The following is a 15,855-nucleotide window of genomic DNA, read 5'->3' on the forward strand; positions in this document are numbered from 1 at the left end:
CCCCGCGGCCCCGGCGGCGCCCGGGGCGTCCCCAAAGGCTGCCCCAACGGCCCTGCCGGAGCCGGGCACGGGTGCGTAGAACAGGGAGTGGAGGCGGCCGCTCCCTCGTGCGGCCGCCTCCACCTCACGCGCCGCAGAGCGAAGGACCGCAGAGCGAAGGACCGCCATGCACGCCCATGAGGAACGTCCCGGTGAGAAGGCGGCGAGCACGGCCCGGACGCCTCGCCCGGCGGAGGCCGGGCCCGGAGCAGGAGTGCGGGGGCCGCTGACCCCCGCGGCCGTCACGGCGCTGCAGCGCTCCGTGGGCAACCGCGCCGTCGCCCGCTTGCTCGACGAGGACCAGCATGTGCACGGTGCGGGCTGCGGTCACGACCACGCGGGCGCCGAGGCGGCGAGCGGGGCCGAGCTGGTCGACGAAGCCACGAAGTCCCCGGGCAGGCAGATCCCGGACCCGCTGCTCGGAAAGCTGGAGTCGTTCTACCAGAACAAGAGCCTGTCCGCCGCCCGGCTCCACGACAACGCGGTGGCACAGCGCGCGCTCTCGGCCATGGGGGCCCAGGCCATGACGCTCGGCGCCCATGTCTTCCTCCCGCCGGGCGGTCTCCAGCGGGCGGATCTCGTCGGCCACGAGGGCAGCCACCTGAACCAGAACCTCAGGAACGTCCCCGAGACGGGCAGCATCACCATCGACGGCGTCAACCTGACCGACCCGAACCAGCGCTCCGAGCGGATGGCGGACACCGACGGCAGCGCGTTCGCCGCGGGGGCGAAGACCGCCCCCTCCCTCCAGGCCCAGGGCCTCGCGGAGGACGCGGAAGCGGAATAGGCCGCGCCGCGGGCGCTATCCGTGACGCTCCGCCCGTCCGCGGCACCGCGTGTGTCGCGGGCGGTCAGCCGGAGCGCGCCGGATCCGCCCGCTCCGTCAGGTGCCGCCAGGTCCGTACGAGCTGGCTGAACTCCTTGACCTGGACGAGGACATGGTCGCGGGCGGCGTCCTCCGCGGCCTCGGCGTCACCGGCGGCGACCGCGTCGGCTATCGCACGGTGCTCGGCCAGGGAGCGCCGCATCCGGTCCGGTACCCGCAGCTGCAGCCGCCGGTAGGGCTGGAGGGCCCGTTTGAGCGCGCGCGTCTGCTGGCGCAGATACTCGTTGCCGCAGGAGTCGTAGACGACGTCGTGGAACCGGGCGTTGGCGTAGTAGTAGCGGTCGGCGTCGCCCGCCTTCGCGTACGTCTCGCACTCCCGCAGGGCGCTGTCGAGGTCGTCCAGCGCGGCCCGCTCGATACGCCGCGCTGACAGCCGCGCGGCCATCCCTTCGAGCTCGGCCATGACCTCGAAGCGTTCGGCCAGCTCGGAGACGCTCAGTTCGGTGACATAGGTGCCCTGTTTGGGGCGGATCTGCACCAGCCCGGACCGCTGCAGGGCCTGGAGCGCCTCGCGGACCGGGGTACGGGAGCAGCCGAACTCCCGCTCCAGCCGCGCGGGGTCCAGGCGCTCGCCGGGCCGGTAGCGGCCGTCGACGACGGCGTTCTCCAACGCGTCCCGCACGCGCTGGGATTCCGGTACTCGAACCATGGGCACCTCCGAGCGCCCAGGTTATCCGGCTGCACAGGGGTAGCGGATCCGGCTCATGTGTCCTACGGTTCCGCTGTTATATACATCACACGCTCTGATGTATGTGACGTCAGTGCTGCGGGGACGGACACATGGAGGGGACCGGGATGGAACGCCAAGACGGCTGGCTGCTCAGCGATCTGTTCCGGGCCCTCGAACGCCGGCACCCCGAAGGGCCCGGCTCCCCGCTGGACCAACTGCTCGCCGCCTGCCAGGTCCTGACGAGCGACGTGGGCGAAGCCTCCACGCGCGCGGTCGCGGCCCGCGCGCTCACCGCCTACGGCGCGCTCGGCGACGGCGGCAAGCGCGCCTTCTTCGCCCACATCACCGGAACCTACGGCGTCGACGCCGACCGGGTCCGCGCCGCCTTCCACGGCTGGGAGGGCGCCAGGGCGGCGGGCCGGGCGGGCGAGGAGGAGCTGGTCCGGCTCTTCGACGCGGTCGAACCGGCCCGCCAGCAGCTGCTCCGCCGGATGAACCACGCGCCCGACGCCACTCCTGCGCTGGTCGGCATGCGCGCCGACCTGCGCCGGCTGATGCGCGACCACCCCGAACTGCGGCCCCTGGACCACGACTTCCACCACCTGCTCACCTCCTGGTTCAACCGCGGCTTCCTCCGGATGGCCGAGATCACCTGGGACTCGCCGGAGGAGCTCCACGGCCATCTGCTGCGCGGCGAGCGGGTCCACCCGATGGCGGACAGGGACGAGCTGGCCCGCCGGCTGCGGCCCGCCGACCGCCGGGTCTACGCCTTCTTCCACCCGGCCACCGGGGACGTACCGCTGATCTTCGTGGAGGTGGCGCTGGTCCGCGGCCTGCCGGACCGCATCGCCCCGCTGCTGGAGCCCGGCCCGGCGCTCAGCCCCGCGGAGGCGGACACCGCCGCGCTCTACTCGATCAACAACGCCCTGGACGGGCTGGCCGGGGTCTCCTTCGGCAGCTTCCTCATCAAACAGGTCATCGAGGAGGTGGGGCGGCACCTGCCGCATCTGGCGCAGTTCGCCACGCTCTCCCCCGTCCCGGGGTTCCGGAGCTGGCTCGACGCGCAGACCGGGAGCCCCGGTCTGCGGGCGCTCGCAGGGGAGTTGGCCGGCGCACAGGGTCCGGCGGACCTCCCCGCTGCGGACGTCGCGCGGATCCGTGCCCGCCTCATCCCCGCGCTGGCCCGGTACATCACCGCCGAGCGGCGCGCCGACGGAGCCCCGCTCGACCCGGTCGCGCGCTTCCACCTGGGCAACGGGGCCACCGCCTGGCGGCTCAACTGGCCGGCGGACGGATCCGCTCACGCGTGGCGGCAGTCCTACGGCGCGATGATCAACTACCGCTACGAGCCCGGGAAGCTGGAGCGCCACCACGAGGACTTCGTCCGCCGCCGCACCGTGGCGCTCGGCGGGCCGCTGCGCAACGCCCTCCCGGATCCGGACGACGAGAGAGGAAAATCCCCGGTGTCACCCTTCAGGACCGTCTACCAGTCCTTCGCCGAGCAGGCGGAGCGGCACCCGGACAAGGTGCTCTTCGAGCTGCCCGACGGCCGGTGCGTCACCTACCGCGAGACCGCCCGGACGGTGCGGCGGATCGCCGCCCGGCTGGTCGCCGACGGCGTCACTCCCGGGGACCGGGTGGCGATGCAGGTGGAGAAGTCCCCGGAGGCCGTCGCGCTGTACCTGGCGACGCTGCGGACCGGGGGCGTCTTCCTGCCGCTCAACACCGCCTACACCGGCGCGGAGATGGCGTACTTCCTCGACGACGCCCGGCCCCGCGTGCTCGTCTGCTCCCCCGGCCGGAGCGCCGATCACGCGGACGGCGCGCCGGAGGGGCTCGTCGTCGAGACGCTCGGCGCCCGGGGCGACGGCACCCTGCTCGACGGCGCACCGCACGGCGGCGAAACACTCGACGACGACGGCCACCGCGCGGAGGTCTTCGCCGCCTCGGCCGACGACCCGGCGGCCATCCTCTACACCTCCGGCACCACCGGCCGCTCCAAGGGGGCGGTGCTCACCCACGGCAACCTCGCCTCCAACTGCCGTACGCTGCGGGAGTCCTGGCAGTTCACCGAGGCGGACCGGCTGATCCACGCCCTGCCGGTCTTCCACGTCCACGGGCTCTTCGTCGCCGCGAACCTGGTCCTGACGACCGGTGCCTCGATGTACTACCTGCCCGGGTTCGACACCGCGGCGGTCGCCGGACTGCTGCCCCGGGCCACGGTGCTCATGGGGGTGCCCACCTTCTACACCCGGCTGCTGCGCAGCGAGCTGCTGACCGCGGAGTCCTGCGCCGCCATGCGGCTGTTCGTCTCCGGCTCGGCCCCGCTGCTCGCCGGCGACCACCAGGCGTTCGAGGCCCGTACCGGGCACGCCATCCTGGAGCGCTACGGGATGACCGAGACCGGTATGAACACCAGCAACCCCTACGACGGGCCGCGCAAGCCGGGCACCGTCGGCCCGCCGCTGCCCGGCGTCCAGATCCGGGTGGTGGAGGCGGAGACCGGGCGAGAGCTGCCCGACGGGGAGATCGGCAGCGTGGAGGTCCGCGGCCCCAACGTCTTCACCGGCTACTGGCGGATGCCCGAGAAGACCGCGGCCGAGTTCCGCGCGGACGGCTTCTTCGTCACCGGCGACCTGGGCCGTATCGACGAGGACGGCTATCTGTGCATTGTCGGCCGGGGCAAGGACCTGGTGATCTCCGGGGGGTACAACATCTATCCCAAGGAGATCGAGGACGTGCTCGACGCCCACCCCGATGTGCTGGAGTCCGCCGTGATCGGCGTCCCCCACCCGGACTTCGGCGAGTCGGTGGTGGCCGTCGTGGTGCCGGCGCCCGGCCGGCGGCCCGGGGCGGAGGAGCTGCTCGCCTTCGCGGCACGGGACCTGGCCCGGTTCAAGCACCCGCGTGCGGTGCGCTTCCTCGACGCGCTGCCGCGCAACGTCATGGGCAAGGTCCAGAAGGCCGAACTGCGCGAGCGCTACGGCGGCCTGTTCGCCGACGCGGACGCGAAGATCCTCTGAAGTCTCTCAGTGCGGAGTGGACGATGGTTCTCTATGGAGTGGCAGCGCTGGCGGTGTGCCTGCTCGTGGGCACGCTCATCGGTGAACTGCTGGGTGTCGCCGTCGGTGTCGACGCCAATGTCGGCGGAGTCGGCTTCGCCATGATCATGCTGGTGCTCGTCACCCACTGGCTCCGCGGCAAGGGCAGGTTCCCCGAGGCCACCGCGCAGGGCGTGCTCTTCTGGAGCGCGATGTACATCCCGATCGTCATCGCCATGGCCGCCACCCAGAACGTGGCCAAGGCGGTCACCGGCGGGCCGATGGCGATCCTGGCGGGCCTCGCCGCGCTCGCCGCGGGCGCGGCGCTGGTGCCCGCGGTGGCGCGGATCGGCGGGACGGCCGAGCCGCTGCCGCCGCTCACCGAGCACGAGAAGCAGGAGGCGTGAGATGGACCGCTTCGTCTCGGTCTTCGAGGACAACAACCTGGTCGTGGCCTTCGCGGTGGTCGGCGCCCTGATGCTGCTCTCCGGGTGGCTGTCCAGGAAGCTGACGCACGGCCGGCTGCAGGGCTCGGCCATCGCCATCCTGCTCGGCCTGGGGCTGGCCTACTGGGGCGGTGAGGCGACCGGCGGCGAGGACGGGCTGGCCGACTACGCCGTCTTCTCCGGGCTGGGCCTGATGGGCGGCGCGATGCTGCGGGACTTCGCGATCGTCGCCACCGCCTACGGCGTCGATCTGCGGGAGATCCGGCGGGCCGGGCTGTCGGGCGCGCTGTCGATCCTGCTGGGAGTGGTCACCTCGTTCGTCGCCGGCGCCGTCGTCGCCGCGTTCTTCGGCTATACGGACGCCGTGTCGCTGGCGACCATCGGCTCCGGCGCCGCCACGTACATCGTCGGCCCGGTGACCGGAACGGCGGTGGGCGCGAGTTCGGACGTCATCGCGCTGTCCGTGGCCGCGGGGCTGGTCAAGTCCGTGGTGGTGATGGTGGGGACGCCGCTGATCGCCCCGCTGATCGGGCTGAACAACCCGAAGTCGGCCATGGCCTTCGGCGGGCTGCTGGGCACGACCTCGGGGGTGGCCGGCGGACTCGCGGCCACCGACAAGCGGCTGGTGCCGTACGGCGCGATGACGGCCACCTTCTACACCGGCGTAGGGTGTCTGCTGGGCCCCTCGGTGCTGTATGTGACGCTGCGGGCGATCGTCGGCGGCTGAGCCGCCCCGTTCAGCCGAGGGGAACCCCGTGCTCGTCCGCGAAGGACCTCCGGCACAGCCCGTGGCAGAAGCCGTACAGGGTTCCCTCGTACACCAGGGTGAGTGTGGACGCTTCGAGGTCCACGCGCATGCCGCAGACCGGGTCGACGAGGGTGCCGCGCGGCGTCTCCGGCTCCGGGCGGGCGGCCGCGCCGTCCCGGTACGGCCGGGAGATCAGCTCCGTGAGGTCCAGGCTGCCCATGACCCGGCCGTAAATGCCGACGCCGCCCTCGGGGACGCCGTCCACCAGGACCACCGCGTCGGGCTCGCGCAGCAGCCGCTCGGGGTCCCGGCCGGCGGCCCGCTCGGTCTCGGCCAGGACACCGGTGACGGTCTCCACGGTGTAGGCGCTCATCTCCTTGCGCCAGGACGCCGGGACGGTGACCCGCACCAGATAGCGCGGCGGATCCGCCGGATCGGCCGCCGGCCGCCGGCCGAGGACCCAGGTGGCGGGCTCGTGCACGAGCACCTGGGTGAGGGTGCGCTGGGCTTCGAGGAGCTCGACGGCGTGGCTGTCGTCCTCCGCCATCAGCGTGTCGACGAGCCGCTGCCCCAGCGCCTGCCGCTCCGCCTCGCTCAGCGCGCCCCTCGGCACCGAGACCTCGATCAGCAGCATTCCGTACTCCCGTCGTGCGATCGGCTGGTTACGCACGGGCCACGATGCCCCGGCGGGGTATACGCCGCATCCGTCGGAGGGTGGACCTTCCCGTTGCTCCCGGGGAAGTAGCCGGAAAACTCTTGACGTATCCGTCCGAGCGTCCTTACCTTTTCGTCGTACTTCCCGCTACGCCGCTGGGCGTAGCTCTAGGCAGGCACAGACTCAGACCACCTGTCGGTGGTTCTGCTGTGTCTGCTTTTCACGTTGTGCCACCGGACAGGTCCTCCTCTAAGGCGGATTTATGGCACAACGGCCGAGCGTCAAAGGCGTCGCCGACATCGTTGCGCTCATCGACGGGCTGCAAAGGGTCACCGGCCGCTCGCGCATCACCTGGTATCTGGCATTCGGCGGTCTCTTTCTGGACGCCTACGCGAACGCCGCACTCAGCGCCGGCCTCGGCCCGATGACCGACCAGATGGATCTGAGCAGCACCCAGATTTCCGTGCTGACGGCGACCGCGCCCTTTCTGGCGATCATCTTCAACCCGGTCGGCGGCTGGCTCGCCAGCCGCATCGGCCGGGTGCCGCCGCTGCTGCTGGCGAAGCTCCTCGCCGTGGCCGGCGCCCTGCTCGCCACGTTCGCGGGGGACTTCACCACCGTGTGGTTCGGCCGGGTGCTCGTCGGCATGGCCTACGGCGTGGACTTCGCCGTCGCCATGGCGCTGCTCGCCGAGTACACCCCGAAGGCCAGCAGCGGGCGGCTCAACCTGTGGCAGGCCGTCTGGTACTGCGCCACGACCGGCAACCTGCTGCTGGCGCTCGGCTTCTACCAGCTCGACGTCGGCCAGGACATCTGGCGCTGGTCGCTGGGCTCGGCTGGGGTGATCGCCGCGCTGCTCCTCGTCCTGCAGTACGTCTTCCTGGTGGAGAGCCCGGCGTGGCTCGCGAGCCGGGGACGGCTGGAGGAGGCGGTACGCAACCTGCGGCGGATCTACGGGATCGACGCGGTGGCCGACCCCGCGGCGGCGGGGGCCGCGGGGGCCGCCGGCCCCGCCGAGGGCGCGGCGCCCTCCGTGGGGCTGCGCGACGCCGGGCTGCTCTTCAAGGGCGCCTATCTGCCGCGCACCCTGCTCTCCTCGGCGATCTCCCTCGGACAGGCGCTCCAGTACTTCGCCGTCGGCTGGTATCTGCCGGTGATCAGCCTGACGATCTTCGGCGAGAGCTTCGAGAAGGCCACGCTCGGCTCGATGGTCTTCAACGCCGTCGGCATCGCGGGCGGGCTCGCCTCCGCGTACTGCGGGCGCCGGATGGGACTGCGGATGAGCTCCGCCTGGGGCTTCGGCGGGGTCTTCGTCGCGCTCGTGCTGATGGGCCTCACCTTCGGCAGGGCCCCGCTCGTGGTCGCCTTCTGTCTGCCGGTGCTGTTCATCCTCTGCCACTCGGCGGGGCCCGGCGCCAACGGCAAGTCCATCGCCGCGCTGTCGTACAGCAGCGATGTGCGGGCGCTGGGCACGGGCGTCACCGGAATGATCGGCAGCCTGGGCAGCGTGATCGGGCTGTATGTCTTCCCGCAGATCAAGGACCGGCTCGGGATGGGCGACACCTTCCTGGTGCTGTCGGTGGTGCCGCTGCTCGGCATGGCGACCTGCCTGGCGATCAAGTGGGACCCCACGCGTGCCGAGGAGACACCTCACGAGCCCGCGGCGGGGGAAGCGCCCGCCGCGGCCCTGCCCGGCGAGAAGGCGAGGTCCGTGTGACACCCGACAGCAGCGCGTCCCCGGCACGGCGCGGGATCCTCGCCGTCGACGAGGGCACCACCGGAACCCGGGCCGGGATCGTGTACGAGGACGGATCCGCCGGCCCGGTGCACTACCGGCCGCTGACGGTCGGCCACCCGGACCCGCTCTCCGTCGAACAGGACCCGATGGAGCTGTGGGCGGCCACCCTCGACGTGGCGCGACAGGCCCTGGCGGCGGCGGAGCGCACCGAGGTCACCGCCGTCTCGCTGGCCACCCAGCGGGCCACGGCCCTGCTGTGGGACCGGGTCAGCGGGCTGCCCCTCGCGCCCGCCGTCGTCTGGCAGGACCGCCGCTACGCGCGGGAGCTGCCGGCGTACGAGGCCGCCTGGGACTCCGTGCTGCTGGCCCGCACCGGGCGGCCGGTCGGCTCGCGGGCCCCCTTCCTGTGGGCGGCGCGGCAGATCGCCGAGCGGCCGGAGGCCGCCGCGGCGCACCGCGAGGGACGGCTGCTGTTCGGCACCGTCGACACCTGGCTGATCTGGCGGCTCACCGGCGGCGCCACGCACGCCACCACCGCCACCAACGCGGCGGCCACCGGCGGCTATCTGCTGCGCGAGCACGCCTGGGACACCGAGTGGATCGGCCACCAGGGCTTCCCCCTCGGGCTGCTGCCCGAACTGTGCGCCGACGACGCCGGGTTCGGGCACACCGACGCCGACACGCTCGGCATCTCCGTACCGCTGGCCGCCTCCATGGGGGACCAGCACGCCGCGCTGCTCGCGCTGGGCGGGCTGGAGGCGGGCCAGGGCATGTGCGTGTACGGGACGGGCACCTTCGTGGACGTCACCACCGGGCACGCGGCGGCGCTGCCCCGGGAGGGGATCTCCGGGGTGCTGGCGCAGCCCGGCTGGCGGCAGGGCGACGCCACCCGGTACGCCCTGGAGGCGTACTGCTCGGCCACCGGCTCCGCGCTGCGCTGGCTCTGCGAGGACATGGGGATCTTCAGCTCGCCGCAACAGGTCGGGGAGCTGGCGGACGGCCGGGGCTTCCGACCCGGCGGCCCGTACTTCGTGCCCGCGCTGGCCGGCGTCCGGGTGCCCGTCTGGCGGCCCGAGGCGGCCGCTGCGCTGGGCGGGCTGAGCCTGGCCACCACGCGCGCCGAGCTGGCGCGCGCCGTGCTGGAGGGGATCGCGCACTCGGTGTGCGACCTGGTCGACGGGGTGGCGGCCACCATGCGCGGGCCGCTGCGCCGGCTGCGCGTCGGCGGCGGGGTGTCGGGCAGCGATCCGCTGATGCGGATCCAGGCCGACCTCACGGGGATGCCGCTAGAGCGGGCCGGGGACTCGGCGACGGCGAGCCTGCGCGGCAGCGCGTATCTGGCGGGGGTGAGGACCGGGCTGTGGTCCTCGCTGGAGGAAGTCGTCGGGGCGCAGCCCGTCGGAGAGGTCTTCGAGCCGACGGCCGGCGACGACGTACGGGAAGGGCAGCGGGCCGAGTGGCGCGCGCTGCTGGCGGCGCATCTGGGCGAGCCCCTTCCCGCGCTATCCGCGGCGGTGGACCAGCCGCCGCACCGCACTACCGGGAGTTGATTGTGATCACCATGCCAGCCCGCAGGCCGAGCCGTTCGGCGCGGGCCACACGGCGCACGGCGCTGCTGCTCGACAGGGAGCGGACCACGCGGCAGCTCGCGGACGACCGGTTCGACGTGCTGGTCGTCGGCGGCGGCATCACGGGGGTGTACGCGGCGCTGGACGCCGTCTCGCGCGGGCTGCGTACCGCGCTGGTCGAGAAGGACGACTTCGCCTCGGGCACCTCGTCCAAGTCGTCGAAGATGGTGCACGGCGGACTGCGCTACATCGAGCAGGGCAACGTCAACCTCGTCCGCCACTCGCTGCTGGAGCGGCACCGCTTCCGCAGGAACGCCCCGCACCTGGTGCACCGGCTGCCCTTCCTCTTTCCCGTTCTGGAGCAGGAGGGGATATTCGACCCGCGGCTCGCCAAGGGCTTCGAGGGCCTGCTGTGGACGTACGACCTGGTGGGCGGCTGGCGCATCGGCAAGCTGCACCAGCGGCTGACGGTCCCGCAGGTGCTGGCGCACGCGCCGACGCTGCGCGCGGAGCACCTCACCGGCGGGCTGCTGTACTTCGACAGCCGCGCCGACGACGCCCGGCTGACGCTGACGGTGGCCCGTACGGCGGCGGCGCTGGGCGCCACCGTGCTCAACGGGGCGCGGGTGACGGGACTGCTGACGGACAGCGGCGGCCGGGCGTGCGGCGCGCGGGCGGTGATCAGCGGCCCCGACGGCGGCGGCAGCGGCGGCGGCACCGGCGGCGGCACCGGCGGGGACGAGGTGGAGATCCGCGCGGAGGCGGTCGTCAACGCGACGGGCGTGTGGAGCGACCAGGTGGACTCGCTGGCCGACGCGCGCCACGAGGGCCAGGTGCGCCCCGCCAAGGGCGTGCACATCGTGGTGCCCTGGCACAAGCTCCGGATCGACTGCACCGTGACCGTCCCCATCCCGGGCCGGGCGCGCCGCGCCACCTGCACCCGCTGGGGCGACACGGTGGTGCTGGGCACCACGGACAACGACTACCGGGGCTCGGTCGACGACGTGCACTGCACCCGGGAGGAGATGGAGTTCCTGCTGGAGGGCGCGCGCACGGCGTTCGACGCGGACCTGTCGCCCGACGACGTGGTCGGCTCCATCGGCGGGCTGCGCCCGCTGGTCGGCGGCAAGGAGGGCGCCACCCTCGACATGAGCCGCGACCACCGCATCACCGTCGGGCCGACCGGCATGGTGACCGTGACCGGCGGCAAGCTGACCACCAGCCGCCATATGGGCGAGCTGGTGATCGACAAGGTGCTGGGCGTCCTGGGCCGCAGGGGCCGGACGGCCCCGAAGTCCCGCACCGTGCACCTCCCCCTGCTGGGCGGCGCGGGCTACGACGCGGAGGCCGTCGCCGCCTCCGGCGGGCTCGCCGCGCACCTGGGCGAGCGGTACGGCACCGAGGCCCGCTTCGTACACGACCTGATCGCCCAGGACCCCTCGCTCGCCGAGCCGGTCGTCGCCGGGCTGCCCTACACCCGCGCCGAGGTCGTCTACGCGGCGCGCGCCGAGCTGGCGCGCTCGGTGGACGACGTGCTCGCGCGCCGTACCCGCGCCCGGCTGTTCGCGCGCGACGCCTCCGCCGACGCCGCGCCCGAGGTGGGCGCGCTGCTCGGCAAGGAGCTGGGCCTGACCGACGAGCAGGTGGAGCGGCAGGTCTCCGACTACCTGGCTTCCATACGCCACGAGAAGACGGTCCTGTTCCAGGACCGCGAAGGAGCAGCAGCATGATCAGCCGCCAGACCATCACCCACCCCTTCAACCGGGGCGAGTACACCGTGGGCGCCCCCAGCCCCGCCGGGTGGGCGAAGCGCACCCCGGTCGGGGACGGGCCCGCGGCGCTGCAGAGCGCCCCGGTGGCCGTGCCGGACGCCGTCGTGGAGCAGCTCCGGTCGGTCGCCAAGGCCGTGCACACCGGGCGCGAGGAGGTCGTCACCCGCACCCGGGACTGGTGGGCGGGCTCGATGATCGGCGAGACCGACGGGCGGCCCGCGACACCGGACGCGGTGGTGGTGGAGGCCACCGAGGCGGACCAGGTCGCGGCCGTGCTGCGGATCTGCGACGCCGCGGGGATCCCGGTGACCGCGTCCGCCGGGCGCTCGAACGTCACCGGCGCCGCGCTGCCCGTCTTCGGCGGCGTCGTGCTCGACCTGTGCGGGCTGGACTCCATCCTGTCGTTCGACCCCGAGTCGAACGTGGTGGAGGTCGAGGCCGGGGTGTTCGGCGACGTCTTCGAGAAGGAGCTGCAGGAGACGTACGGGGTCACCACCGGGCACTGGCCGTCCGCTTTCGCGCTGTCCACCGTCGGCGGCTGGGTGGCGTGCCGGGGCGCGGGCCAGCTCTCCACCCGGTACGGCAAGATCGAGGACATGGTCGTCGGCGTCGACGTCGTGCACGCCGACGGCACCCGCGCCTCCTACGGCGACTACCCGCGCGCCGCCGTCGGCCCGGATCTGCGGCAGCTGTTCGTCGGCTCGGAGGGCACCCTCGGCGTCATCGTCGCGGTGCGGCTGCGCGTCCACCCGCTGCCGGAGTACGCCAAGGCGCTGGCGTTCGGCTTCGACACCTTCGCGCAGGGCCTTCAGGCGTGCCGCCGCATCCTGCAGCGCGGCGCGACCCCGGCGGTGCTGCGGCTCTACGACACGCTGGAGAGCGGCGTCCACTTCGGCCAGCCGGACACCAACCTGCTGCTCATCGCCGACGAGGGCGACCCGGTGCTGGTCGACGCCGCGCTGGAGGTCAGCCGCGAGGTGTGCGAGGCGTACGGGCCGGAGCTGGACAGCGAGGCGGTCTTCGCACGCTGGCTGGACGAGCGGATGCTGGTGGGCAAGTCCTCGGAGGGCTTCTCGCACGGCCCCGGCTTCGTCGCCGACACCCTGGAGATGGCCGCGTCCTGGCGGGACCTGCCGGTGGTGTACGACGAGGTGGTGGCGGCCATCCAGTCCGTGCCCGGCACCCTGGCGGCCTCCGCGCACCAGTCGCACGCGTACACCGACGGCGCCTGCGTCTACTTCTCGCTGCGCGGCGAGGTGGACCCCGCCGAGCGCCGCGCGTGGTACCGCGCGGTGTGGGACGCGGCCAACGCGGTGCTGCTGCGGCACGGCGCGGCCCTCAGCCACCACCACGGCTGCGGTCTGCTGCGCGGCCCGTATCTGGCCGACGCGCTGGGCGCCGGATTCGCGACCTTCACGGCCGTGAAGGAAGCACTGGACCCGAACGGGATTCTCAACCCTGGCAAGCTGGGCCTGCCAAGCCGTTTCGGGACCGCTCCCCTGACCTGACAGGACACCCTCTGCCATGAAGCCCCAGCACCGGCCCAGCGCCGCAGCCCCCGACCGGAGACTGTCCACCGCGTTCGCGAAGGTACCGGTCGTCGCCTCGGTCGTGGGCTCCGAGCCCCTGCGGGACTTCCTCACCGCGCCGGCGAGCGTGTGCATCCTCGCCTCGGTGCCGGTGGGCAAGCTGCCGCAGGTGGTCCCGGCGCTGGGACGGGCGGGCAAGACGGTCTTCGTGAACGTCGACTCCAGCCCCGGTCTCGCCCAGGACCGGGGCGCCCTGGAGTTCCTCAAGCACATGGGAGCGGCGGGCGTCGTCAGCACCCGCCTCTCGCTCATCGAGAAGGGCCGGCCGCTCGGACTGCTGACGATGATGAAGGTCTTCGTGACCGACCGGTCCAACCTCAACCGCAGCCTGGACGCGGTCGCGCGCGGACTGCCCGACCTGGTCGAGGTCATGCCCGCGCCGATCGTGCCGAGGATGAGCCCGCAGGCGCTGCGCGCGATGACGCCGTTCGTCGCCGCCGGGTTCGTGCAGTCCCCCGGCGACGCGGCGGAGGCCCTCGGCCTGGGCGCCGTGGCCGCAGCCTCCTCCACGCCCCGGCTGTGGCACCTCACCCGGGACGAGCTCCCGCCCCCGACAGAAAGCTGATCCCGCCATGCCCTATGTGGTCGTCGCCCGCTACCGCACCCTGCCCGGACGGCAGGACGAGGTGCTGGCGCTGCTGGACACCATGGCCGAGGCGTCCCGGCGCGAGCCGGGCAACCGGCAGTACCGGGTGCACCAGAGCACCGAGGACCCGCGCACCGTGGTCCTGTACGAGGAGTACGGCACCGCCGCCGACTTCGAAGCGCACTGCGCGAGCGAGCACTTCCAGGACCTCGTCCTGGGCCGGGTCGTCCCGCTGCTGGAGGAGCGCGAGGTGCTGCGCCTGACCCCGAGGGAGGAGGGGGCATGAGGACCGCGGCGACCGTGCTGCGCGCCGCCGGCGCGGCCCGCCCGTACGGCACGAGCCGGCCCCTGGAGGTCGAGGAGCTGGAGCTGGGCCAGCCGCGCGAGGGCGAGGTGCTGGTCCGGGTCGCCGCCGCCGGGCTGTGCCACTCCGACCTGTCGGTGGTCAACGGGGACCGGGTGCGCCCGCTGCCGATGGCCCTCGGCCACGAGGCGGCCGGAGTCGTCGAGGAGACCGGCCCCGCCGCCGGGGACCTGGCCGCCGGGGACCATGTGGCGCTGGTCTTCGTCCCGAGCTGCGGGCGCTGCGCGCGCTGCGCCGAGGGGCGCCCCGCGCTCTGCCCGGCCGCCGCGGCGGCGAACGGCTCCGGCGGGCTGCTGCACGGCCCGTCCCTGCTGCGCGACGCGGCCGGCCGGACCGTCCACCACCAGCTGGGGGTGTCCGCGTTCTCCTCGTACGCGGTCGTCGCGCGCGAGTCCCTCGTCCCGATCCCCCGCGACATCCCGTTCGAGGTCGCCTCGATGTTCGGGTGCGCGGTGCTGACGGGCGCGGGCGCCGTCGTCAACACGGCGGGGCTGCGGCCCGGCCAGTCGGCGGTCGTCTACGGCCTGGGCGGCGTCGGGCTCTCGGCGGTGCTGGGGGCGCGCGCCGCGGGCGCGTACCCGCTGATCGCGGTGGATCCGGTGCCGGGCAAGCGGGAGCTGGCGCTCCGGCTCGGCGCCGGCCACGCCTGCGCGCCGGACGAGGCGGAGGAAGCGGTGGCCGCGCTGACGGGGGGCGGCGCCGACTTCGCCTTCGAGGCGGTCGGCAGCGGCGCGGTGACGGCCGCGTGCCTGCGGGCTGTGGGGCGCGGCGGCACCGTCGTCTCGGTCGGCCTCCCGGCCCCCGACCGCACCCTGGAGGACGTCCCCGCGCTGGCCTTCGCGGGCGAGGGCAAGTCGCTGATCGGCTCGTACATGGGCGACGCGGTGCCGCGCCGGGACATCCCCCGCTTCCTCGCGCTGTGGCGGGCGGGCCTGATGCCGGTGGAGGAGATGCGCACCGCGACGCTGCCGCTGACCACCGCGGACGTCAACGGGGCGCTGGAGTCCCTGGCGGACGGATCGGCGATCCGCCAGATCGTCGACACCTCGGGCCTGCTCGGGTAGGGCGCGTGAGGGCGCCTGCCCGCACCCCGGCGGCAGCGCTGTGCGACATTGTGTCCATGCAGAGCTACGGGCATATACCGAACGGCGGCCCGCCGCCCCCTCCGCCGAGGATTCCGGCCAAGGACCTCCGGCCGCGGCGCGTCTGGTACGTGGTCGCCGCGGTACTGGCGCTCGTCCTGGCCGGGGCCGGGGCCACCGTCCTCGGGCTGACGATGAAGAAGTCGGTGGACGCGATCGACACCGACCGGAGCTTCCCCGGCGGAGGCTCGCGGACCGTCAGCCTCACCTCGGGGGAGACCAAGGCCATCTACGTCTCCCAGTCCGGGAAGGGCCGGGTCGACTGCCGGATTCCGGGCCTGCCGTCCGGGTCCATGACCCACCCGGACAGCGACTTCGTGGTCAGCTCGGGATCGCGCACCTGGGAGCGCGTCTTCGAGGTGAAGCCCGGCAGCAGCGGCGAGTACACCCTCAGCTGCACCTCGGAGCGGAAGGCGACGTTCGCGCTCGGGGACAAGCCCGAGGTCGGCGCCACGGTCGCGGGCGTCGTCGCGGGGATCGGCCTCTTGCTCGCCGCGCTCGCCGCGGTCGTGACCATCAGCATCGTCACGGCCGTGCGCCGGGGCCGCGACCGGACCCGGCGCACCGCGGTGTGGGCGCCCCCGTCACCGTGGAGCGCGCCGCCGCAGTGG

Annotated in this window: 14 protein-coding genes; 12 read left to right on the plus strand and 2 right to left on the minus strand. The window is 73.5% G+C overall.

Annotated features, from left to right (window positions below; translation table 11 throughout):
* Positions 1–166: 166 nt before the first annotated feature.
* Positions 167–826, plus strand: coding sequence for an eCIS core domain-containing protein (locus G5C65_RS15325; protein WP_165299382.1), 660 nt, complete (start codon positions 167–169; stop codon positions 824–826).
* A 64-nt stretch (positions 827–890) separates the two neighbouring features.
* On the opposite strand, the gene G5C65_RS15330 is transcribed toward G5C65_RS15325, so the two are convergent.
* Entirely contained in the window at positions 891–1,574 is a 684-nt protein-coding gene (locus G5C65_RS15330; RefSeq protein ID WP_165299383.1) for a GntR family transcriptional regulator, read from the minus strand.
* Positions 1,575–1,720: 146 nt separating this feature from the next.
* On the opposite strand from G5C65_RS15330, the gene G5C65_RS39250 reads away from it, so the two are divergent.
* From G5C65_RS39250 to madM, 3 genes are read left to right on the plus strand one after another with little or no spacing between them, the layout of a single operon-like run.
* Positions 1,721–4,618, plus strand: a complete 2,898-nt coding sequence (locus G5C65_RS39250; protein ID WP_165299384.1) for an AMP-binding protein — start codon at positions 1,721–1,723, stop codon at positions 4,616–4,618.
* 23 nt (positions 4,619–4,641) lie between these two features.
* A complete protein-coding gene (gene madL, locus G5C65_RS15340; RefSeq protein ID WP_165299385.1) occupies positions 4,642–5,043 on the plus strand; it encodes a malonate transporter subunit MadL in 402 nt (133 codons plus the stop codon).
* A gap of 1 nt (position 5,044) precedes the next feature.
* Complete coding sequence (madM, locus tag G5C65_RS15345; RefSeq protein ID WP_165299386.1) at positions 5,045–5,809, plus strand: malonate transporter subunit MadM; 765 nt, start codon at positions 5,045–5,047, stop codon at positions 5,807–5,809.
* Between the two features lie 10 nt (positions 5,810–5,819).
* Here the strand turns inward: madM and G5C65_RS15350 are convergent, their stop codons facing one another.
* Complete coding sequence (locus tag G5C65_RS15350) at positions 5,820–6,464, minus strand: YHS domain-containing protein (protein WP_165299387.1); 645 nt, start codon at positions 6,462–6,464, stop codon at positions 5,820–5,822.
* A 283-nt stretch (positions 6,465–6,747) separates the two neighbouring features.
* On the opposite strand from G5C65_RS15350, the gene G5C65_RS15355 reads away from it, so the two are divergent.
* The 8 genes from G5C65_RS15355 to G5C65_RS15390 form a co-directional block, all read left to right on the plus strand.
* The gene (locus tag G5C65_RS15355) at positions 6,748–8,202 is read left to right on the plus strand and encodes an MFS transporter (protein ID WP_165299388.1); all 1,455 of its coding nucleotides are present in this window, start codon (positions 6,748–6,750) and stop codon (positions 8,200–8,202) included.
* Positions 8,199–9,773 carry an FGGY family carbohydrate kinase gene (locus G5C65_RS15360; protein WP_165299389.1) on the plus strand — a complete coding sequence of 525 codons (1,575 nt, stop codon included), beginning with the start codon at positions 8,199–8,201 and terminating at the stop codon, positions 9,771–9,773. Before G5C65_RS15355 ends, G5C65_RS15360 begins: the two co-directional genes overlap by 4 nt.
* A gap of 2 nt (positions 9,774–9,775) precedes the next feature.
* Positions 9,776–11,521, plus strand: coding sequence for an FAD-dependent oxidoreductase (locus G5C65_RS15365; RefSeq protein WP_165299390.1), 1,746 nt, complete (start codon positions 9,776–9,778; stop codon positions 11,519–11,521).
* Positions 11,518–13,071 carry an FAD-binding oxidoreductase gene (locus G5C65_RS15370; protein ID WP_165299391.1) on the plus strand — a complete coding sequence of 518 codons (1,554 nt, stop codon included), beginning with the start codon at positions 11,518–11,520 and terminating at the stop codon, positions 13,069–13,071. Before G5C65_RS15365 ends, G5C65_RS15370 begins: the two co-directional genes overlap by 4 nt.
* A 16-nt stretch (positions 13,072–13,087) precedes the next feature.
* On the plus strand, positions 13,088–13,717 hold the full coding sequence (locus tag G5C65_RS15375) for a glycerol-3-phosphate responsive antiterminator (RefSeq protein WP_165299392.1): 630 nt from the start codon (positions 13,088–13,090) through the stop codon (positions 13,715–13,717).
* A 7-nt stretch (positions 13,718–13,724) separates the two neighbouring features.
* Positions 13,725–14,024, plus strand: coding sequence for a putative quinol monooxygenase (locus tag G5C65_RS15380; protein ID WP_165299393.1), 300 nt, complete (start codon positions 13,725–13,727; stop codon positions 14,022–14,024).
* The gene (locus G5C65_RS15385) at positions 14,021–15,166 is read left to right on the plus strand and encodes an alcohol dehydrogenase catalytic domain-containing protein (protein WP_165299394.1); all 1,146 of its coding nucleotides are present in this window, start codon (positions 14,021–14,023) and stop codon (positions 15,164–15,166) included. Before G5C65_RS15380 ends, G5C65_RS15385 begins: the two co-directional genes overlap by 4 nt.
* 56 nt (positions 15,167–15,222) lie before the next feature.
* The coding region (locus G5C65_RS15390) for a serine/arginine repetitive matrix protein 2 (protein WP_165299395.1) at positions 15,223–15,855 on the plus strand (633 nt) is incomplete at its 3' end.

The sequence above is a fragment of the Streptomyces boncukensis genome (assembly GCF_011045075.1).
GTDB lineage: Bacteria > Actinomycetota > Actinomycetes > Streptomycetales > Streptomycetaceae > Streptomyces > Streptomyces boncukensis.